Raw genomic sequence first — 21,361 nt, 5'->3', positions numbered from 1 at the left:
TTAAATTAAAAGCCCCCTCTCCCCAACCCTCTCCCAAAGGGAGAGGGGGCAGTTTGGGTATTAATTGAAAAGTCTGCTCAATTACAGCACATCAACCCCCTCTTCCGTGCTAAGAACTTTGATAGTATGATAATGCCCCTCTCCCAGGAGGGGGCAGTTTGGGTAGTAGTTGAAAGTCTGCTCAATTACAGCATATTAACCCCCTCTCCCTCTGGGAGAGGGTTGGGGAGAGGGAAATGGACCAATCGACGCTAAAACAACGAGCTCGCGTTTTACGTAAAAACAGTACCGATGCCGAAAGACATCTTTGGTATTATCTCCGAGCGAACAGACTTAAATTTAAATTCAAGAGGCAAGCCCCAATTGGTGCATACATTGTCGATTTTCTTTGCTTTGAAAAGCGATTGATCGTCGAACTTGGTGGCCAGCACATGGAGAGTCAGATTTACGATATCAAGCGCACTGATTGGCTAAGGGGAAACGGGTTTAGGGTATTTCGTTTCTGGAATAATGAGGTGTTTCAACAAACACAATCTGTTCTCGAAGTCATTACATCTGCATTGCACACCGGGATGACAGATAACCCTCTACAGCATCTCCACCGCAATCACAAAAAGAATAATCGCCCCAAGTACATTGAAAACCGCCGATAATCGCTGTGGTGCTTTTTTGGCAATCCCCATCCCGATTATAGTCATAATGAAGGCCCAGGCGCCGATGGAAAGCAGATAAGGCCATAAGGCTTTCCCGGTGACGCCCACGCTGACGCCCACTGCAAGCGCATCGAGGCTGGTTGCAACGGCAACGACCAATAATTTAAAGAATCCATGAAACTTGACCGCAGAGACTGCCTCATTTCTATTTTTATACTCAATAAATCCTTCGTATAACATGTGCAGGGAAACTGCCGAGAGCATAATAAATCCAATCCAGCGAGCTACTGGTCCTAGTATTAAGATAATTTGCTCACCGGCAATTGCGCCAATGAGGGCGGCGATTAACTCGGCGCCAGCAGACAATGACGCAAAATTCATAGCATCTCGGGTCTGATGGGGCTTGAGGCCCATTGCGAGGGCTGCCGAAAATGAATCAATACTTAGAATTAAACCTAATAATAAAACTTCAGCAATATTTATCATTGATCTCCGATTATTTAATTCATATTGGGCCAAGGGCCTAATGGAACTGCCTTAAGACTTTACCTACCTCCCTTTGCTATACACTTGTCCAGGGGATCCAGAGATCCAATCCTGGCATCAGATTCCTGGTTCCCTCGGACAAGCCGAGGGACGTAGGGAGTAGTGGTTAAGGCCCAATCTGCACATAATTTCAGATCTCTCTGAACCTATTAAACCCTCTTCATTACTTCAGTAGCCATATCCGATTTAATATCGTCTATACGACGGTGAGCGATAGTTTCATTGCCCAGACCCTGTCTTGAGAAGCGAACTTTCACATCGTTCAGCCTGGAGCTGAAAAATACACCCTGATAACCATCTGAAAAATGTTTGGGTAAGTTCATGTTAAATTCCAGGCGAAGATCCCTTAAAGCCTCAACAACTGTTTTCTTTGCAGCGGTCATTAGCCGGTTTTTCATTGCATCGTCAAATGCCGGGCTATACCAGTCCTTAGATTCAGGAGCATCAATTTTGATAAATGATTCCGGTTGTGCATGGCCCAGTATTGAAGGAAGCCAGTTTTTATCCACAAATTGTTCTTTCGAACCGATTTTCTGCTGACAAAAATTACGCTGCAATACACTAACGCCCGTTCCATCATTCGCTTTTCTTTCCATGATGGTTAATTGTCTATCACGGACCACCAAGCCGTCAAACTCCTGGGTAAACTTGCCATCTGGAGAGCTCACCTCAAATGATTTGTACAGGATTGCGGATAACTCAATCACATAATCATAAATGCTGCGCGTCAGCAAATCATCCTGCTGTGGCGCGGCTTCCTGATCGTCAATCTCTTTACCCTTATCGCGGGAATCCAGAGCTAGCGTCGGGGTGATTGCCGGCAGATGATTCATCATCGCATCCGTTATATTTTCAAGCGTTTCCTGCTCATCATATTCTTCAAATATAAACTTCACTGGACGTACATCTTCACCTTTAGGAGGCTCATATTTCAAGGGTGAAAGCGTTTTGAAATTACCCAGATTATTAAGCCAGTGCTGCAAGCTTTCTAAATCCTCATCGCTCGCCTGAGCTTCTTCGTGCAATTTGACATAAAAATCCTGGTAAGCGCGATAGTCCATATCTTCTATCTCGCGCTCCACGCTGAGTTTACTTGAATCAATTAGAACAAATAGCTTGTTCATATAGGAAGCCAATTCAATGACCAGATCATTTTGCTTTATAAATGCATTAAGAAGTTCGTCTTTATGCTTTTGCTCTTTTTCAGTCCGAGCCTTCTCAGACAGTTCTTTCTGTGCTTGCTCACGATTTTTAATTTCGACGCTTAGCGAGCGGCGCATTTCAGAAAAACTTAAGATTTTAGACCTCTCAATAATCAGGTTAAAGAAATACGCATAGTGATCGTCTCCAGCTATCTTCCTAAATTCTGCGCCGGGCTCTGCGCTCATGCTTACATAATCATTCATTGCCTTATCATACGCAGCGTTTATTTCCTCTCTGAGGACCTTTTGATTATTTGCCGTCAGCTTTTGTTTGCTGTTTTTTAATTTTAGGGCTTGAGCTCTATATTCCTTTACTGATTCAGGAAGGGATGGCAATTGCAGAACAGACTCCAATCGCTTACGGATTGAATCCAGCGTTTTCATGGCCAATTTTAATTCGGTATCATTTTTCTCAAAATGGGCAGTTTCTGCTGTTAAGGAAACCTGACCAGATTCAGCCAGTCTTTTTACAGTTTCCTCAATTGAAGGAATTAGTCTAGTCATTTTATCCAGTTTCCGGTTAACCACCAGAGACAAGCTAAATAATAAATTCTGCTCGTCGGTTTTTGCTTCACTGGTCAATAAACTGGCATAAAGGTTTTTTAATTCGTTGCGGATAATAGGCTCCCCTTGCGATTGCAGCGCATGGACATCAACAGCCAACTGCCGCTCAAGTTCCACACTTCCATGCTGGGCCAGCACATCATTCCAGTCATGGCCTTCTACTACAGGTTCTTTGACTATAACGCGATAACCTGCCCCTTCAAATAGTTCGAGAGCTTTTTGAAAATCATTGCTTGCTGACGAACCAGGCTTATCATGATCTTTGAGTAGGATAATAGTGGTATCTCTGGAGTAATGCGTTCTGATATAGCTCAGTGTCGCAGGTAATTCGGTTACTCCCAGAGAGGCCAGAATTCTGTATCGCTCGCGAATAGCGGGAATTACTGCAATACTGGAAGCCGTCTCAATCCCCTCCGCAATAAACACCGCATCCTGATTTTCAACATCATTAATTACGGCTGCCTTGCCTGGCAATGCGGGTTTTGCCGGGCCCAAATACATTTTGCAGTAATAACTTTTATCCGCATCAGCAGGCATTGCTTTGTTGCCTTCGGTGTCGAGTTGAACAATCTGAAGGCCAATGAGCTCATCTTTCAGGTTATAGACCGGCGCAATAAGGTAATCATTAAAGCCATATTGATCCAGCTTTGGAATTCCCAGTTTGCCTTGCACATACTTAAACTGTAAGCGGCTGGCAACACTTGCAGTAATTTTTCTGGTGGATACCAGATAGCTTTCAGCGGGTGTTCCTGTAATTGGTGTTCCTCGGCTCCATAAACTTTGGGCCAGTCGGATACTTGCAAGGTCTCTTGACTCGTTATCAATATTGCTTACAGTATTCTTAGATTTCATTTCACCACTCCTCGTTCAATCAATAAAATAATTGTACTTATTTTGAGCAGTCATGAGAATGTATCAAACTGGAAAGAAGTTTTTTCGATCCTGGAATTGCATTTCACAGTCATAAGCAATGAAAGGAAATGGCCTGAACAAATTTTACACAAAATCTGTGATATAGTTAATTGTGAGTCTATCAATCGAAAAGGATTGCAAGCTGTGTCATCCGATGATCCCAGGAGTTTATTTCGCAAAGAAGCCCTTACCCATCTCTCAGTTCCTGAGCAATTAAATCATGCGATTGTAATAACCAGCAGCAAATCCTGGATTTTATTAGGCAGTCTGAGCCTGCTTGCGCTGGGTATTGCACTCTGGTCCATTTTTGGAACGATCAGCACCCGGGTTGAAGGCCAGGGCATCATCCTCCCTAATAATGAAGGACTTTACAATGCTTCCGCCCCTGCCGGTGAAGCTTATGTCAGCGATTTACTGGTCAAACTGGGAGATTCAGTGACGAGCGGCCAGCTGCTGGCGACACTGAATAATCCTGCTTTAAAAGAACAAATTGCAACCCAGCAGCAAACTCTTTCCCTTATCGAGCAAAAATATCAGAATCTGTTGAAAGAAGCGGAAGCGGCTACCAAAAACCGGCACCAGCAGGTTATAAAACAGAATGACTATTTACAAAATGTCATTAAACAGCAGAGTGAAAATTTAATTTATGCCCAGGAATTATTGGAAATTCGTAAAGCCGCGTTCAAAAAAGGCCTGATAACCAAACAGGAAGTGGTTGCCAGCTGGCAGCAGTTTTATGATACCAAAAAAAATATCGAAACGACTAAAAAAGAGTTATTACAAAATGATATGAACGAGAAAGCCTATCTCGAAGAATGGCAGGAAAAAATCCGTGCACTGGATTTAAAAATCAGGGACAAAAAGCAGGAACTCGATGTATTGAAATCTCAATATGAAACAGGTCTGCATGTATACAGCCCCACGAAAGGGACAGTGACCAATATCCAGGTGCAGCTTGGCGATATGGTCAAAGATGGCATGCCCGTTATGAGTATCGCACCTTCGCCAGACCAGCTTGGGGTCATTGCCTACGTTCCTGCGGATCAGGGGAAAAAAATTTCAACTGGCATGAAGGCGCTAATTACCCCTACGGTGATTAAAAAAGAAGAATACGGCAGTATACTCGGTAAAGTGCAGTATGTATCACCCTATCCCAGTAATTCAGACAGCATGGAGGCTGTTCTGAAAAACACTGAACTGGTGCAGCATCTCACTGAAAAAAATCTTCCTATTGAAATCAGAATCTTATTGGAAAAAGACCCTGAGACGCTTAGCGGTTTTCAATGGACTTCCGCCTCAGGTCCTCCTCAGATCATTACTGCCGGAACCATGGTAGAAATTAATATCATTGTTCGCAAGCAAGCACCGGTGACATTGTTTCTGCCCGCTTTAAAACAATTAATTGGAAGTGATTAGGATGAAGCGCGCAAAAACACCTACCATATTGCAAATGGAAGCCACCGAATGCGGAGCAGCGGCTTTGGCGATTATACTCGCCTATTATGGGCGGCATATTCCTCTGGAAAAAATGCGGGTCGACTGCGGCGTATCACGCGATGGTTGCAATGCCAGTATGATGCTAGCCGCGGCCCGCCAGCATGGTTTAACTGCTCAGGCGGCTAAAGTAGATTCTATAGCCAGCCTGCAGGAGCTGAACGCCCCGGTTATTTTATTCTGGGAATTTAATCATTTCGTAGTTCTTGAGGGAATTTCCAAAGAAAAAATTTATATTAATGATCCCGCCTGCGGGCCAAGAACTGTCAGCTATCAACAATTTGACCAAGCTTTTACCGGCGTATTGTTATTGTTATCGCCAGACATTGATTTCATGGCTCATGGCAGACCGGCCTCTCTTTATTCAGCTTTAAGAAATCGTCTGCAAGGTCTGGATAAAGAATTGTTTTTTGTGTTCATTGCCAGTCTTGCTTTAGTTGTGCCTAACCTGATGATCACGGCATTAGCCAAGATTTTTATCGATAATATTCTGGTCGAAAAATTAAACTCCTGGATCCTGCCTTTTTTTAGCGTTTTTCTGGTTATGATTGTATCAATCATTTTGTTAAGCAGTCTGCAGAATTATTTCCTGTTGTTGATAAAACTAAAATTAACGCTGATTAGTACGATTGGTTTTCTGTGGCGAATTATGTATCTTCCCATTCAGTTTTTTCAACAGCGTTTTGCCGGCGATATCACAGAGCGAGTTTCTGCCAATGATCGAATTGCCAATCTCTTATCCAATGAAGTAATGGCTTCTTTGGTTAGTCTCTTAACCATTGCTTTGTATGGAGTGGTCATGTGTATTCTAAGTTGGCAACTAGCCCTGCTTGCTTTTACCGCTATGGGTTTCAGCCTTTTTGTCTATCGTCATGTACGCCGCCAATTCGCAGATGTCAGCCGTAATTTTTTACAAAAAAATGGAAAATTGCTTGGTCTGCAGATGCAGGGACTTAGTCTAATAGAGGATTTAAAAGCCAATGGCCGGGAAAATGATTTTTTTCAGCGCTGGGCGTCGGCACATGCTGAAATTATTTCATTACAGCAAAAGCAGGCTATTTATAATCAAATATTAACCGTTATTCCGGCCTGTACCCAGTTAGTCGCTTATTCGATTATTACCGGATTGGGCAGTTGGCAGATTATTAATGGGCAACTGACCATCGGTAGTCTGATCGCCTTTCAGATGCTCTGGTATCAGTTTTTCGCACCACTGCAAACCCTGCTTGGCTTGGGGGGAGAGTTACAGAAAATCAGGGGCGATTTGGCGCGTCTGGATGACATTCAGAATCACGAACTGGATCCGCGCTTTAATATAAGCTCAACCGAACACTGCTTGGAAGCGTCCATTCGATTGGATTCGGTATGTTTTGCTTATACTGCGAACAAACCCATGTTAAAAGAGTTGAATCTCTTTATTCCTGTCGGGGAAATGATTGCGATACTCGGTAAATCTGGCGAAGGAAAATCCACCATCGCCCGCTTGATCACAGGCTTATATCAGCCTGCAAGCGGTAGCATTCATATTGGCGGCACTGCGTTATCGCAGATAAGCCCGGAAATCTCTGCCCGATTAATCGCTTATGTCGAGCAGGATGTTTTCCTTTTTCCGGGAACAATCAGAGAAAATGTTTCGTTCTGGAACCCGGCGATTAGTGATCTGGCCATCGAAAAAGCGCTTCATGACGCCTGTATTTATGAGGAAATTATGCAGCGAGGCGGTCTGGACTGCGCGGTTTCGGAAAATGGCGTTAACTTTAGCGGTGGTCAGCGGCATCGAATTGAAATTGCAAGGGCGCTGGCTCAGAACAGTAAAATTCTTATTCTGGATGAGGCAACATCCAATCTTGAGGCGGAAACTGAAAAACGTATTCTTAAGAACATTCAGGAAAAAGGCTTAACTACCCTGGTTATCACTCATCGGCCAAGTGCTCTTGAATATTGTACACAAATTTACAAACTTGAACAGGGCTCATTGATTCCTATTGATAAAGAGTTCATATGACTGATCGCAATCGACTGGATATTTCAGACATTCTGGTGCTTTTGGGAAACCAGGAAGCCGAAACCGCCCAGCATGATTTTTTGGCTGCTTGTACCATCGTGGCAAATAGTGCCAACATAAAACTTAAGATGCCAACACAGACTGGTGATGAAAGCAAAACCAGGCTTGACCTATTATCTGAAATAGCTAATCTCTCACAATTTCGTTTTCGTGAAATTCAATTACCAGAGGAATGGTGGAAATATGATAATGGCCCATTGCTGGCATTTACGGTGGATGGAAATGCCTGTGCCCTAATACCCACAGGCAAGGGTTATCAATTACATATTCCGGGGCAAGAGGCTTTAGCGATTGGGAAAAAAAATGCAGCAACGGTATTAAATCAAGCCTTCTATTTTTATAAGCCCCTGGCAGGCGGCAAAATTGGGGTGAAAGATGTCCTTCAGTATATCTATCAGCAAAGCGGTTCCGATCTTAAACGCTTGCTGCTGGTGCAGCTTGTGTTAGCCGCCCTGGCCTTAATTATTCCGCTGGGCACGGGCTATTTATTTTCTGTAGCGGTTCCTTTTGCCGATACCTCTGCTGTAGCTCAAGTGATTATTGCTTTTATAATTAATGCGTTTATAACGGCCAGTTTGCAACTCGTAGAAATAATCAGTTTATTTCGCATCAAATTAAAAGCCAATGGTAATATACAGGCAGCCATCTGGGATCGCGTCCTGCGATTTCCGGCGCATTTTTTTAGCCGCTTTCAAATTGGTGATTTAAGCAATCGCATTTCGTCCATCGATATCATCCAGCAGGAATTAACTCTCAGCCTGCTTGTCTCTCTTTCAAATAGTCTGGTTTTCTTTTTTAGTTTGATTCTCTTATGTTACCTACTGCCAGTTTTCAGCCTTTTGCTTATTCTTTTTCTGGTGATAGCAAGTGCTATTTCCTTCTTTATCACCTTGAAACAACTGCGTTTTCTGCGTGGTTATTTTCACGTCAGCGGTGAAAACCAATCTTTATTATTACAGATTTTTACGAGCATTAACAAAATACGCTGTGCCCATCGCGAAGAACTAATCCTCAATCTTTGGCTGCGTAAGTACATTGAAAAAATGATCTTATTTTTTAAAAGCAGTAAATTGACTGTCATTGATAAAATTATTAATCTAATTTTCAGTTTATTGAGCACTTTTTTTCTTTATCTTTTTGTGGTGAACATGGACAGCTCATTAAATTTAGGTCTTTTTATTTTATATAACGCGGCATTCTCACAACTATTCATTGCCTTCATCGGCCTCTGGAATAGCATCAATCAAATGGTGCGAATCATTCCTGTTTTTGAACGAACCAAGCCAGTCTTTCAGGCTGAAACTGAGAATTATCGAAAAGAAAATTCCAAGCTTAATCTTAAAGGCTCTCTGGAATTACGCGATATTCAATTTAAATACAGTAAAAACGAGGATGCTATATGCAATGATTTGTCCTTTAAAATGGAGCAAGGCGAATACGTCGGTATTCTGGGAAAATCAGGTGTTGGCAAATCAACCCTGCTGCGTTTGCTGCTCGGATTTGAAAAACCTCAGAAAGGGCAAGTTTTATTTGATGATATGGAATTATGCCGTTTGAATTTACAGCATTTACGCAGCCAGCTTGGTGTGATTTTGCAAACCAGCGCCTTAATGCCTGGCAGTATTCTGAGCAATATTATCGGCATTAATTCATGCCTGACAGAAGAAGATGCCTGGCAAGCAGCTCGGCTGGCAAATATTGCGAGTGATATCGAAAAAATGCCAATGGGGATGCGAACCGTAATTACTGATCGCAGCGGTGCTGTATCCCTGGGACAGCGGCAGCGTATTTTAATTGCCCGCGCTCTGGCCAAAAAACCAAGGATTTTGATTTTGGATGAGGCAATGAGCGGCATGGATGATCAAACATTAAGCCTGCTCAAAAACTGTGTTGAATCTCTGAGCATAAGCCGTTTGGTAATTACTCATCGCCCCGAGTTTTTAAGCGGAGCCAATACAATTTATATTCTTGAGAAAGGAAAACTGCATAATGCGGGAAGGTTTGAGGAATTATGCAACACTCAGGCATTTAACAAATTCAGGGTGTTAAAGGCCAGTTAATACCTGGCCTTATTATTTCTCAACGCTCAGGGGTTGATGCCCACAGGTACAATACTAACGCCAGGAATGTCATTACCGGGAATTTGCCCGATTACTTTTGCGAAAACGGCACCAGTTTGCAAGGCAGCGGTTACCTCGACCGTTCCCCCATTATTGGTTAGATTGTAAATAATGCCAGGACTCGGGTCTCCGCCACAGATTACTTCAACATCCTTGTCTTCCAAGAGAGAAATACTCATTGCTCGATCTCCAAAAAGACAATTTGCTTTTAAAGTATAGATTGGAAATATAAAATCACCGGGCCCTGTAACAATTGGTTACAAAAATTTACAAATAGTTTCGCCCAACTATAATCTTTGTGAATAAAGTGAACAAGAGTAAGTCTTAAATAAGGTGACGAGCGTGGATTGCTTCGCCTTTGCTCGCAAAGACGTTTTTGGTTACTGTCCTCTAGGGGTTAAAAGCATTGGATTCCTGTTCAGGAAGAGTCAGCAATTCAGCCAATTCCTGTTGTCTCAAACGAAATAAATTTTCCAGGGTGTCGCGGTCTTTTTTCGCATTACAAGCTTGAGTCCAGGGCATGAACAAAGCGCCGACAGCACTCTCGCCCCTGACAATAGTTAAATCCTGTCCAAGAAAGGCAAATAACCGGCTTATATTAATCTCCCCTTCTTCTTCGAAATAACTTAGATATTGTAAAGGCGGCCTCGTACTTGTTTTTATCCCTGAATCGGGCACTTGCCCCCAAAGAGGATCCTGGCGAAATATTTCTAATAAAAGATGCCGCGGCGCGTTTCTTTGCAACAAACCGACCTTATTAAACGATTGCGTCAAGACATCTTCTTGTATCTGCGCCATTTCCGCGTGGTTTTTATTGATTTCCTCATGAATGTGCAAATATTGATCATAAGCATTCAGGAGCGGCTCGATATCATAGCATTCCTTTTGCTCTTCTTTTTGCCGCATGAAAAATTCCTGATGCTTTGCATCCTCTTTTATCAACTCGAAAAACATCGACCACATATAGCTGTCATAGTTTTTAAACGCCAGTTTTAAGGGACTAATATACTCAGGACGCACCCCTTGATAAATCGCTTTGTATTTTTCACCAGTGACAGGACGAATGAGCTGACTTTCAGGATCATAAATCACATGCTTAAACATCAAATCCGGATTGACTTTAATTAACTCCTCAACCCCATCGTAATCCGATTCGGCCACTCGTTCGATTAACCGATAACTGTCTCTTACGCTATATTGTTTCTCGAAGCATTTAAAATGTTCAGTTAAATCGGGTTCTACTACTTGCTTAAATAGCGCTAGCATGCGTTGGTTATTGGTTTCCAAAGCATATCGGAGGGGACTGGTATACAGAACGCAATGCTCTTTTTGAGAAAGGGTAAACCGATAATTAACAGAACGAAATATCGCAGAAGGATAGGCGTGGGCAATTTTATTAGCCCGAACGTAATCACCAAGCTCAAAACAATGAAGTAGTTCATAAACATGGCCAACAGAGTTTTTAACCTGACTATTCGCTCTGAAAAACCCAAACCATTGAGAAGTTCTGCTTAAACTGTGCGCCGTATTCCAATTCAAAGGCATATTAATTAAAAACGACTCCGCAGGCAGCTGCAGTAATGGCGAAATAATTTCACCGACCACTTCTGTTGGTTTTTCAATCCTGTCATTCATATAATTCAGTGCTGAATAGCTTGCCGAATTCAAGTTAAGCTCAATTGTATATTAAACTGTCACTCTCATGAAAGCGGTCAATTTTAAACTATGGAATCAATAACATCCGCAAAATAAGATGGAGCTTCTGTTCTCGCATACCAGGCAAGGACAAGTTTGTTTTCATAATACTGACCTGAATTCAGAGCTATTAATTGCTTTTTCTCCAGGAAAGGCTGGCAAAGTTCAGCTGATAAAACCCCATAACCATAGCCCTCAGTAAATAAACAGAGCAATGATTCGTTAATATTCACAAAATGACGTTCTGATTGTGTGTATTCAAGCAAATTATAGTGTTTCAGATAATTGAGCGTCATAGGATCTGACTCATCAAAATCGATAATTCGCTCTGTTTGCAAAATATCTTTTAGATCACGTCCAGCCCAAGCCGCTGTAGCCACCAGGACATAACGCTCTGGCTTAATGGCTTTCACTTGCATTTCTTTAAAAAGATGCTGCGGTTCAATGATTACAAAATGACTGCCGCCCGTTTGCAGCGAGGCAATTCTCTGCTCAGAATCATTAATATGGAAGGTAACAAGTAAGTTAGGATATTTTTTTAATAAAGGGCGACAGGCGGGAATTATCCGTGAAGACATGATACTGGTGGGGCCGCTGATGCACAATCGAACTGTCGACTCCATCCCTGCTCCATGAATACTCGATAAGGTAATGCCTTCAAGTTCTGAGGAAGCCTGGCAATAACGGAGCAAAGCCTCTCCTTCTGAGGTCAGCAACACACCATGATGGCTGCGTATAAACAGGGTGGTTCGTAATCTGGTTTCCAGAGCACGTATACGTTGAGTAACCGCGGTCTGACTTAAGTGCACCGCCTTGGCTGCCGCATGCATACTTTTATGCTGGGCAACAGCAACGAATACCTGTAACTGAGGATCCAGTAACTTCATTTATCCTTTCTCGAAAATAATGTCTTTAAGCCTGCTATCCCGAATAAAATTCATCCCTCTTGTATTCGGTAGAATATGTTTTCCAATTTCTACCAAATAAAACTGCTCCAGGCCAGGAATAATATATTTCACACAATGAAATCCACTATCAAGTTCAGCAAGATTAGTCTTATAAATAGAAAAATTCTGCTTGCGAATACTTTGAATAATGGTCTCTAATTGCTGGTTTAGCGAAGAAGCTCCCTGATAATCAGGAAGCGAATCAAAATGCTTTATTTGAAACTTAGCTGACAGACTGGCAATATCCGCCCTGGCACATTGGGCCAATAATGGTTGTTCTGCGAGACTACTTAAGGTTTTCTGCTGATTTTCCAGCAAGTGATCATTAAATAAATGCAAAGGCTGTAAAGATTCCAACAGCGCACGCTCAAGAGCGTAGTCTTTGTAAAGCGAAGTACCACAACCAATGGGCTGGATGGGCATTGCTTGTTTAGTCAGGCTGACCAGAACGCTGGGAATGCCTATGTCGCTAGTGATATCGACAAGAATAAGCTCCTCGTCATATTCCTGCTCAATCTGATTGATCATTTCTTTCAAATACTCTGGTACTGAGGTTTTGTCGATGATCGAAACAGGCCCTTGCAATAGAAAGGCCTGGATGAGGAATAAAGAGTAAGCATCACGCTCTATCGCTTCATTTAGCGCATGAATACTGGCTTCCTCCTCATTGGTCCCCGAAGCGATGCCCGAATCACAGGCCTGCCAGGAATAAGGCTCGTAATTAAATGTATCCTGAGCAGCCGGATTTTTGGCATAGCGCGGATCGATTAAATACAATGGATAATACAGTATTTCACCAGTGCAAATTTCCTCAAATCTGGCAAAGGGCATTTCAGCTGTTTCCTTATATATGGGAGGAGCTAACAGCTGATGCGTTTTCAAGGGATTTGCAATCAGAGGATCACTTAAGGAAAAATAGTTATTCTGACGTTTTTGACAAAAATCGAATACCGCATAATGTTCAAGTGCCTCAAAACAGGCGCTTACCATCGATTGAATCCCGACTCCTTTACCGCAACCATAAAAAATGGAATGGGATTGTTCATCAATTAACTTGCAATGAGAGGTTTTAATCCCAGTACCATATTGCTTAAAATCCGCCTGTAAATTCAATAGACTAAGAGTTGATTTTGCTCTTTCCAAAGCCATTCGGGGCGGCATTTGTCTTTCATAATTCATTTAAAATACTCCATGCCCGCTCCTTAATCGTCACGCATTTCGCATCGCGTATTAAACTGAAATTTTCAAGCTCGGGAATTAAGGTATAAGTAACCGAGACTCCAGTGGATGACTGGTATAAATCAGCGACATAAATATTCGCCTGACAGGCCTCTAAACGTTCGGCCATTAATTGAATTTGCTGGCTCAACTTATTTGGCAAACAATAGGAAGGAATCTCATCCCAATTGATCTCTACACTGATGTTATTATCCACCAGCACTTGCAGATCGCCGATCATCGCCTTTAACAGCAAAGGGCTATGCTCAAAAAACCTGGCATTGTGCTCGCGATAAACCCTGGCATTCTCATTGAATCGCTCTTTGTATTGTACTGATTCATACAGAGCCTGCTTCAATGCCGCCTCTTTGGAAAGTGAGGCGCCAAACCCTTGGGGCTGCAGCAGCATCGTTTGGCGGGTAAAACTGACAACGAAGGCTGGAATCGCATTATCACTGCTGATGTCTACTACTAGTATATTTTCATCATAATGCTGTTCAATAGCCGCTATGATTTGGGCGATGGATGGAGGCAAGCTGTTCTTTCTAATCACCCTGGCAGGAACTGGATTGTGGTGAAGGACTGTTTTTAACAGAAACAAGGAATAGGCATCCCGCTCGACCCATTGATTAATACCGTGAATAATTGCCTCGTCGCGGGTCGCTCCAATAGCAAGCCCGATATCATTACTGAGTGATGCAATGTGCTCATCAATAAAAGGATAAATTAACGCCAATGGATAATACATGCTTCTTTTATTCGCGAGTTGATGCAATTCAATCCATGGGTAAGGGTTTTTCTGGTAGCCTTCTTCCAGTAAAAGTTTGGGCATTAGTTGATGCTTAGTCAGAAAACCCGTGGAAGGCGAACTGGCAGTGGAAAATGAATACTGGTTGAGTAAATCATTTTTATACAGACTGATTCCGATTGATTTTTCTAATGATTCAAACAAGGCTTTTACTTTAGCCTGCGGCTCACTGCCGCTTGCTCCGCCTAATGATGATAGTTTCAATTGATTGTTATTGGCAGCGCAAAGATAAGTGCTTAAATGAAACCCATTCTGTTTCAAAGTACCTATACATTGAAAAGCCGGCGTAATCTGATTTTTCTCAGCTTCTTCAAGACCAATCAATAATGCCTCATCAAGGTTGTAAGCGCGCTGTTCAACCTGTAAATTATTCATAATAACTTCCTTATTTCCCGTGGGCCTGGCTTACGGACGTACTCCCATTAATTCTTAACTTAATGGCAGCGGCTTACAGGCCACCCGGGATATACAATTTACAGTGTTTAATCAACCGTATCAGGATTTAACAATTTCTCTAGCTCTTTATACTTTTCCATATCAAACTCGCCATAACCAGGGCCCGCAAACTTTGTGCGCCCATAGTCTTTATCCAGGGTTTTATAGCTGATAATACCTTCTAAATTACTATTGTGTTCAAATGCGTCCATTATTTTTTCCTTATTGTTTTTTATGTCGCCAAGAGAATAATAGGTAAATTAGAATGCTTATTGTTAATGAAAAGAATCAATTACGTGATAAGAAATTGTGATTAGCGAAGGAACGAGGCCCGAAAAGCTGGCAAATTAACTTCCCTTACCCTGGCTGCCAGTCTATAAATTTGTGTAGTCAGCTCGTCAAACCTACATTGTAGGCTGTCAAGTTTTCAGTCACATCCTTGCTAAAGACAGTGCCTCTGGAGTCCCAGAATCCGTAGTATCCGCCTGTAATCCAATGCGTTACAAGATTTTTTCCGCCCAGAGTCAATATCGAAAATAAAACGTTTAAAAATCGTATACCGGCCCCATCCCTGTGGGCAGCAATTGTATTCTGGCGGTCTTCTTCATTATAGCGTTGGGCAAATTGATTAATGCGGCTATTGTTATCAATACCAGGACCGGAGTCGTGCAAAGATTCATACAACTGATAGACCGCTTTGTATTTATTGATCAGCTTATCATCCGAACATCGGTTTTGCGCAACTAAAGTAGCGGGTAATGGATAATCAATAAACGGTCCATTAATATTCATCTTCTCTAAAAGATGCTGCATGTATTTTTCGCATGCTTTGTCCAGTTTCGTAAGCATTGCAACTGATTCAGGGGTATTGTGCTCGGGAGGCATCGACGATAGTGAGAAACCTGGAGCCGTTACTTTTTTAACCTGCTCAAAAACGTATTTCCCTTTCTGGGGGTGGAGAGGCTGGGTGATAGATTTTTCCACTCTATGCCGCAAATCCTGTTCCATTCGATATGCAATCCAATTGGTTGCAGGATTGAAAATGCTGAACTCTTTATTACTTCCCACATGATATTCAAGTAACATATTCAGAATATCCATCCCCCAAGAGTGCATGCAGGCATCTTCCGGATTACTGATCACATCAGAAAGTCGCACATTTCTATGAGGGAAAGGAGTATAATAACCCCGCTCAGTCATTGACTTATAATCAAACTGCTCCCTTAGGTTGTCAACTGCGGGTATCCATTTAACTGGAAAATATATGAAATTCCCATTGCCCTCGCGATTGCGCATTTTATAAAGTGTTCTGTTAGTAATGAATAAAGAATAAAGCGCATCTCGTTCTTCAACTGGAAGATTAGCAACGTTCTGGTAAAACTCTGCAAGCCTCGGGCTATGATTGGCTTGAATTATATTTAATAAAGTACCTTTTCCGGCCATCTCATCTTTAATATTTAACACTTCTTCTACATAAATTTTTAACAATTGTATCAAGTGAGGATATTGGTCCAGAATATAGGCATTATAATGGACAGCATTTTCTTCAAACTGAATCGCTGCTTTAAATTCGGGAATCTGATTCAGAATATCCTGTTTTGTCAGTGGATCGGGCAAACGGCAATAATGACCCGCTTTAAGTTGCTCTTGAAGATCCGAAAAGAGATAGACTCTTTTACCTCCATCTGTATCAGTAATTAAAACCAACTCGTCTTCGCCAAACTCATTTAAACACTTGAAGTCTATAAAGCTGATACAATCCGCATTTCGGATCTCATTCTCTTCAAATACTCTACCATAGCGATCTTTCATTAACTCACTCTGCCCAAATAGAACAAAATATGCTCATTATAACATTTATACGAGCAAAAAGACACAGACAGGTCATTTCCCCTGCGCAAAAAGGCGTTGTTGAGTAAATGAAGATAGGTACAAAAACAGTCTTTGCAAGCGTTAGCGAAGCAACTCCTTACTTAGCTCAAGCATTGACCTGCATTGCTTCACTTTGTCCGCAAAGACGGCAGGTTGGTGTGCACTTATTAACAGGAAATCGAATTAAGTTTTATATTTATTAGCCCATTGTCTCAGCTCTTTTCGATTGATTTTTCCTGTAACCCCATAAGGCAACTGGTTTACAATTCGAACATGATTAACCTGTTTTTCTTTGGTTAGCGATTGATTGGCAAAATAAAGTAATGAGTCGGCAGTCTGATCCGAAGCCTCTGCTTTCAACAACACAAAAACAATAATCTGGTCGTCTGCGGGTCCTTTCAGAGCAACTGCAGCCGCTTCTTTAATCTCAGGATTCTGATAAAACACATTTTCAATCTCCAGGGGAGATATCAGTAAACTGCTCCTTTTAATAATGTCTGCTTTTCGACTAACAAACCAATAGCAACCCTCGGCATCGCGATAAGCTAAATCGCCAGTATGAAACCACCCTTGTTTAACAATTTGATGAGTGAGTTCTTCATTGTGCCAGTAGCCAGCAGTCACACTAGCCGTTTTAACAATAATCTCCCCTATGCTATGGGGTTTAATCACAGCAATCCCTTTTTCATCAATCAGCCCCATTTCAACATTCACAATCGGAAAACCAATTGAGCCGAGCTTTTTCTTCCCATACGGTGGATTCATGCAATAAATCTGTAATTCTGACATGCCGCAACCTTCGGTTATCTCTATATTAAAAATGTCTTTAAATCGTTTCTGTAAAGCAGGAGCTATCGCCTCCCCTCCTGAAAAGCAAAAATTTAAAGCATTATTCGCAACATAGTCCTTATCAGCCCGAGTAAGCAATTCCAGATACAGCTTTGGAAATCCATACACTTTAGTAATTCTGTTTTCTATAATACTTTTCAACGCTTTTTGCGGTTCAAAAACTGACAGCAATACGATTGTCGCTCCCACTCGATTAAATGGCAGAATCTGTGAACCTAATCCAATCAGGTAACATAAGGGAAACATGACCAGAGTACTATCATTCGCATTAATCTGAATCTGTTCAATCTGATTGTTCGTGCCCTGCATCAGACCTCGATGTGTGTGCAGCACTGCTTTGGGCAAACCTGTGGTTCCAGACGTGTAATAGATCAACGCTGGATCGTCTTCCACTAGTTGAGGAAACTGAATGGATGGCGATTTAATGATCAGATTTTTAAAATCTTTGGTTTCTGGATAATCACTGGCATCCTGAATCAGATAACAGTGCTCGATATGCTTAAGTGCTTCCTTATTTTTTATCAGTCGTTGATAGAATTCGGCGTTCGTGATTAAAATCCTTGCCCTGCAGAAGGCTAATACTTCACTAATCATCGCATCATCGAAATTGATATTAACGGGCAGCGCAATAGCGCCCATCGTAAAACAGGCGTAATAAGTCAATACGATTTCCAGGCAATTGGGTAGTAAAAAGGCAATACAATCCTCTTTTTTGATATTTTCTGCCATAAATGAGCTAGCCAGGCGATTTGATAATCGATGTAATTCTGAATAAGTGACTTGTTGCTGTTCAGTGATTAATGCAATCTTGTCAGGAAATTTTGCTGCCGATTGATTTAACAGAATGCCTAGCATACATGCCCCAGATAGCAAGTTCCTTTTGTATTACTAGTATAGAACACATTGGTATACGCATGACCCAATTAACTGCATCTGCGTAACCCAAGTGTCATTTTCGCGAAGACGGAAGCCAGCTCATCATTCATTCAATACAGCCACAGCCCTGGTCCAGCCTGCGGAAGCATTTTTGATTTTCACTGGAAAACAGGCAATTAGAAAACCATAATCCGGTAAAACCTCCAGATTATGTAATTTTTCCAAATGACAATAACTGATTTCCCGGCTTGCTTTATGCCCTTCCCAAATTAAAGAGGCATCCTGAGTTGCTAAATACTTTTCGCGCGTATGAACGAAAGGCGCATCCCAACTCCATCCATCGGTGCCGGTAATTTTTACACCCTGATTAAGTAAATAAAGCGTGGCTTCCCGCCCCATTCCGCAGCCAGAACTGACATAATCATCATAGCCATAACGGCAGCCGGCAGAAGTATTAATTACCACAATGTCATAGGGTTTAAGTTCATACTCAATACGGCGAAGTTCATCCTGCACATCGTTCGCACTCACCACATATCCATTTGGAAAATGTCGGAAATCAAGCCTGACACCCGGTTTAAAACACCATTCCAAAGGCACCTCGTCAATGGTGATTGCCCGTTTATCCTTATCCATCAGTGTTGAGAAGTGATAGGGTGCATCCAAATGAGTGCCATTATGGGTGATAAGATTAACCCGCTCATAAGCCCAGGCTTCCCCTTGCGGTAAATCAGCTCCGCTAAGTCCCGGAAAAAAATGAGTCAACTCGCCTACTGTTTGCTGATGATCCAGATACTGAACCTCTGGTTCAAATCCCGGTGGATCGGATTTCACATCATTCTCAATGGGGATGGATAAATCGATAATTCGCGTTGTCATTTGAATCCTCATAAAATGCTAAAATCAGAGGGGTTCCCGCTTTCAATAAGGGCAGGATACGCCAGAAAATCTATCATTAAATCCGCTGTTTTTTCAATCGGAAGCGAAGCAATGAGCAGCTAAGCACTAACAAAATCATGATCATTAGCTAACTTATTAAAGCAAAAAATGATTTATCAAGCCAAAAAAAGACCATATAATAAGCCCTTACTAATCAGCATATTCCTAAGGCTGTCCATGCCATCACCCGTAAAAACCGCAGTTACTGATAATCTTCGGCTTCTCCTTGGAACGAGAGGGTTGGGCGCAAATGCCGAATTTTATTACAAGCTAATGCAGGATCAGCAGCGGGATGACCAGCATGATTTTATTTTTCTATGTAACGCATTGAAGGGAGCGTATCTGCTGCCGGGTAATAGCCGGCGTACCAGGGCATTTAAAAAAAGTATTACTCTTGAAGTTCTCAAATATTTGTCAGGCTGCGTGATGGCATTTAATGCAGGCTTTTTCGCAGCATACTTTTTAATCAGCAGTTCGCCATTAACAGCTTGCCCTTCATTCTTATTAGGAGTATTGAGAAATGGCTCAGTAATGCATTTAATCGAACATCTGCAAAAAGTACTCCTCCAGAAACAGGATTTAAGCCCTGCGGATGTGATTGCAGAGATCATGAACGTCCCTGATTATTTTAAGAGGCCTGGCTTTTTCTCCGTGATCACCACTGGCTTGACGAACACAGAGGCAGTTATAAGCGGCAACTGCCATTTTTTCTTTTCAGCTCTGCGCAGTCACAATACTCCTGCCCAGATTGAAACAGAAAACAGCCCAGCGGCTCAAATTTAGATAAACGCCTAATATGGGTTTTAAAGAAAAAGCTATAATTAACACTATTATTTCTTTGAGAACATCATGCCCTTATTGTCAATAAAAGTTCCAGCTTATGTAAAGGAAAACATCTCCTCAAATCTGCACTCTCAAGTTGAACAGAAGGGGGGATATGCCGAGCAGAATTTGCATCTATCGATCGCCTGCATCGACTACAATCCTGAGAATAAACCCTTAGTCCATGAATTAATCAGCAAAATCGAAGCCGTTTTGCAAAACGCGATTCCTGAAAGAATAACGCTGCAACCCCCTGCATTGTTTAATAAGTTATATTTTGGGTATCCACTTCGACAGGCCAGTAATGCAATCCTGGAGGCTATCTACATTGATCTTCAGAGCATAATCGCTGAACTAAGACAAAAGTATGGCGACAATGAAATCAGGATGATTGATTGGAGGCCCTATCAGGCCCATTTAACAGTTTTTGGCCAGGTAACAGAGCCCCTTGAATTGACTCCGTCAGATAAAATCGTGGCCGAACCTTTTATTCCCGGCGGTGTTGTTCTTCGAGACAATGAGACTATTCTTCATCAGTTCAAAGCAGGAAATAACGAAACTTTAAAGCAAACTGCAGATGGAATTATGCAAACAGCAAGAGCTGATTTTTCAGCTTTTAAAGCAAATCAGGGGAACATTAACTTTTTAAGCCTGCGCAAACAGTTTAATTTTGCCGAATACTATTATAAAAATCTGGATCAGCCCAATGAGCGCATAGAGTGCCTAATAAGTGGCGGCCAATTAAATGAGCTCTATTGGCAAAGAACATTTAACAATAAAGGATTTCATTCCCAAGATCCTGAGCGCTTTAATTATCGAATCCGACGAGTGAGTTTTGCACTGGAAATTATTCGCACACTGGCAGCACTGGATGTGAATGGCCTGATGATGGCCCCTATTACAGCTCCTACTCTGAAGGAGGCTCAGTCCTATCTGGAAATAACCAGAAAATTTTTGAATTCCGTCAAAAAAGATTCAAACTACCAGCAGGAACTGAAAAAAAATGACATGGATAATGCCCAGGGGTTAATTGAAGCGGCTCTATTCAAGTTAACAGGTGAAGATCCCTCGGCTTCCAAATGCCTGATCATGTGATCAGGCAAAAAGTATTTTGCCCGGCACACAGCCAATTTAATTGATTATCAGATAGATAGAACAAAAAATAGATTTGAAAATAATAACACCAAAATGTCAAGACTGTTTCTTCATGAAAAAAGAAGGTAAAATGCATTTTCGCAAAAATCTATCCATTCACAAAGTTTGTGGATAATTTTATCTCCTATTTAGTTTTTCTTCCTTCAAGAATTATTTAATCTGATGATAACGCCTTGTATTTACAGGCTT

Annotated in this window: 16 protein-coding genes and 1 pseudogene; 6 read left to right on the top strand and 11 right to left on the bottom strand. The window is 41.8% G+C overall.

What is annotated here, in order from left to right; all coding sequences use genetic code 11:
* Positions 1 to 236 precede the first annotated feature (236 nt).
* Positions 237 to 563: pseudogene (locus DYH61_RS03480) on the top strand (endonuclease domain-containing protein); the annotation flags it as partial.
* Positions 564 to 587: 24 nt separating this feature from the next.
* On the opposite strand, the gene DYH61_RS03475 reads toward DYH61_RS03480, so the two are convergent.
* Positions 588 to 1,139 (bottom strand): manganese efflux pump MntP, encoded by a 552-nt coding sequence (locus DYH61_RS03475; RefSeq protein ID WP_234999835.1) that lies wholly within the window; start codon positions 1,137 to 1,139, stop codon positions 588 to 590.
* Between the two features lie 209 nt (positions 1,140 to 1,348).
* A complete protein-coding gene (locus tag DYH61_RS03470) occupies positions 1,349 to 3,817 on the bottom strand; it encodes a toprim domain-containing protein (RefSeq protein WP_058508552.1) in 2,469 nt (822 codons plus the stop codon).
* 204 nt (positions 3,818 to 4,021) lie between these two features.
* Here DYH61_RS03470 and DYH61_RS03465 point away from each other — a divergent pair, with 204 nt between their 5' ends.
* From DYH61_RS03465 to DYH61_RS03455, 3 genes are read left to right on the top strand one after another with little or no spacing between them, the layout of a single operon-like run.
* On the top strand, positions 4,022 to 5,293 hold the full coding sequence (locus tag DYH61_RS03465) for an NHLP bacteriocin system secretion protein (protein WP_160037283.1): 1,272 nt from the start codon (positions 4,022 to 4,024) through the stop codon (positions 5,291 to 5,293).
* 1 nt (position 5,294) lies between these two features.
* Entirely contained in the window at positions 5,295 to 7,376 is a 2,082-nt protein-coding gene (locus DYH61_RS03460; protein WP_083499273.1) for a cysteine peptidase family C39 domain-containing protein, read from the top strand.
* Positions 7,373 to 9,496, top strand: coding sequence for an ATP-binding cassette domain-containing protein (locus DYH61_RS03455; protein ID WP_058508550.1), 2,124 nt, complete (start codon positions 7,373 to 7,375; stop codon positions 9,494 to 9,496). The genes DYH61_RS03460 and DYH61_RS03455 overlap by 4 nt, the downstream gene beginning before the upstream one ends.
* A gap of 26 nt (positions 9,497 to 9,522) precedes the next feature.
* Here DYH61_RS03455 and DYH61_RS03450 read toward each other — a convergent pair whose 3' ends face one another.
* The 9 genes from DYH61_RS03450 to DYH61_RS03415 all read right to left on the bottom strand — a co-directional run bounded on the left by DYH61_RS03450 (position 9,523) and on the right by DYH61_RS03415 (position 19,135).
* Positions 9,523 to 9,735 carry a hypothetical protein gene (locus DYH61_RS03450; protein WP_058508549.1) on the bottom strand — a complete coding sequence of 71 codons (213 nt, stop codon included), beginning with the start codon at positions 9,733 to 9,735 and terminating at the stop codon, positions 9,523 to 9,525.
* 211 nt (positions 9,736 to 9,946) lie between these two features.
* The gene (locus DYH61_RS03445) at positions 9,947 to 11,191 is read right to left on the bottom strand and encodes a hypothetical protein (RefSeq protein WP_133129102.1); all 1,245 of its coding nucleotides are present in this window, start codon (positions 11,189 to 11,191) and stop codon (positions 9,947 to 9,949) included.
* Between the two features lie 83 nt (positions 11,192 to 11,274).
* Positions 11,275 to 12,138 (bottom strand): LysR family transcriptional regulator, encoded by an 864-nt coding sequence (locus DYH61_RS03440; protein ID WP_058508547.1) that lies wholly within the window; start codon positions 12,136 to 12,138, stop codon positions 11,275 to 11,277.
* Positions 12,139 to 13,377, bottom strand: a complete 1,239-nt coding sequence (locus tag DYH61_RS03435) for a YcaO-like family protein (protein WP_058508546.1) — start codon at positions 13,375 to 13,377, stop codon at positions 12,139 to 12,141.
* Positions 13,367 to 14,599, bottom strand: coding sequence for a YcaO-like family protein (locus DYH61_RS03430; protein ID WP_058508545.1), 1,233 nt, complete (start codon positions 14,597 to 14,599; stop codon positions 13,367 to 13,369). The genes DYH61_RS03435 and DYH61_RS03430 overlap by 11 nt, the downstream gene beginning before the upstream one ends.
* 107 nt (positions 14,600 to 14,706) lie before the next feature.
* Positions 14,707 to 14,871, bottom strand: a complete 165-nt coding sequence (locus DYH61_RS15600) for a hypothetical protein (RefSeq protein ID WP_157072310.1) — start codon at positions 14,869 to 14,871, stop codon at positions 14,707 to 14,709.
* Positions 14,872 to 15,049: 178 nt separating this feature from the next.
* Entirely contained in the window at positions 15,050 to 16,471 is a 1,422-nt protein-coding gene (locus tag DYH61_RS03425) for a hypothetical protein (RefSeq protein WP_058508544.1), read from the bottom strand.
* A 243-nt stretch (positions 16,472 to 16,714) separates the two neighbouring features.
* Positions 16,715 to 18,235, bottom strand: coding sequence for a class I adenylate-forming enzyme family protein (locus DYH61_RS03420; RefSeq protein WP_058508543.1), 1,521 nt, complete (start codon positions 18,233 to 18,235; stop codon positions 16,715 to 16,717).
* 123 nt (positions 18,236 to 18,358) lie between these two features.
* A complete protein-coding gene (locus tag DYH61_RS03415) occupies positions 18,359 to 19,135 on the bottom strand; it encodes a cyclase family protein (protein WP_058508542.1) in 777 nt (258 codons plus the stop codon).
* A gap of 237 nt (positions 19,136 to 19,372) precedes the next feature.
* Here DYH61_RS03415 and DYH61_RS03410 point away from each other — a divergent pair, with 237 nt between their 5' ends.
* Both DYH61_RS03410 and DYH61_RS03405 read left to right on the top strand, forming a co-directional pair.
* Complete coding sequence (locus DYH61_RS03410) at positions 19,373 to 19,978, top strand: hypothetical protein (protein WP_058508541.1); 606 nt, start codon at positions 19,373 to 19,375, stop codon at positions 19,976 to 19,978.
* Between the two features lie 66 nt (positions 19,979 to 20,044).
* Positions 20,045 to 21,112, top strand: a complete 1,068-nt coding sequence (locus DYH61_RS03405; RefSeq protein WP_058508540.1) for a hypothetical protein — start codon at positions 20,045 to 20,047, stop codon at positions 21,110 to 21,112.
* Positions 21,113 to 21,361: the final 249 nt, after the last annotated feature.

Source organism: Legionella quinlivanii (assembly GCF_900461555.1).
Lineage (GTDB): Bacteria > Pseudomonadota > Gammaproteobacteria > Legionellales > Legionellaceae > Legionella_C > Legionella_C quinlivanii.
The sequence above is the reverse complement of the archived record's forward strand: the minus strand, read 5'-3'. Positions and strand labels throughout refer to the sequence as shown.

Coding starts and splice junctions, on each gene's coding strand:
- DYH61_RS03475 (WP_234999835.1), bottom strand. CDS start 1,139: ATGATAAATATTGCTGAAGTTTTATTATTAGGTTTAATTCTAAGTATT.
- DYH61_RS03470 (WP_058508552.1), bottom strand. CDS start 3,817: ATGAAATCTAAGAATACTGTAAGCAATATTGATAACGAGTCAAGAGAC.
- DYH61_RS03460 (WP_083499273.1), top strand. CDS start 5,295: ATGAAGCGCGCAAAAACACCTACCATATTGCAAATGGAAGCCACCGAA.
- DYH61_RS03455 (WP_058508550.1), top strand. CDS start 7,373: ATGACTGATCGCAATCGACTGGATATTTCAGACATTCTGGTGCTTTTG.
- DYH61_RS03450 (WP_058508549.1), bottom strand. CDS start 9,735: ATGAGTATTTCTCTCTTGGAAGACAAGGATGTTGAAGTAATCTGTGGC.
- DYH61_RS03445 (WP_133129102.1), bottom strand. CDS start 11,191: ATGAATGACAGGATTGAAAAACCAACAGAAGTGGTCGGTGAAATTATT.
- DYH61_RS03440 (WP_058508547.1), bottom strand. CDS start 12,138: ATGAAGTTACTGGATCCTCAGTTACAGGTATTCGTTGCTGTTGCCCAG.
- DYH61_RS03435 (WP_058508546.1), bottom strand. CDS start 13,377: ATGAATTATGAAAGACAAATGCCGCCCCGAATGGCTTTGGAAAGAGCA.
- DYH61_RS03430 (WP_058508545.1), bottom strand. CDS start 14,599: ATGAATAATTTACAGGTTGAACAGCGCGCTTACAACCTTGATGAGGCA.
- DYH61_RS15600 (WP_157072310.1), bottom strand. CDS start 14,871: ATGGACGCATTTGAACACAATAGTAATTTAGAAGGTATTATCAGCTAT.
- DYH61_RS03425 (WP_058508544.1), bottom strand. CDS start 16,471: ATGAAAGATCGCTATGGTAGAGTATTTGAAGAGAATGAGATCCGAAAT.
- DYH61_RS03420 (WP_058508543.1), bottom strand. CDS start 18,235: ATGCTAGGCATTCTGTTAAATCAATCGGCAGCAAAATTTCCTGACAAG.
- DYH61_RS03415 (WP_058508542.1), bottom strand. CDS start 19,135: ATGACAACGCGAATTATCGATTTATCCATCCCCATTGAGAATGATGTG.
- DYH61_RS03410 (WP_058508541.1), top strand. CDS start 19,373: ATGCCATCACCCGTAAAAACCGCAGTTACTGATAATCTTCGGCTTCTC.
- DYH61_RS03405 (WP_058508540.1), top strand. CDS start 20,045: ATGCCCTTATTGTCAATAAAAGTTCCAGCTTATGTAAAGGAAAACATC.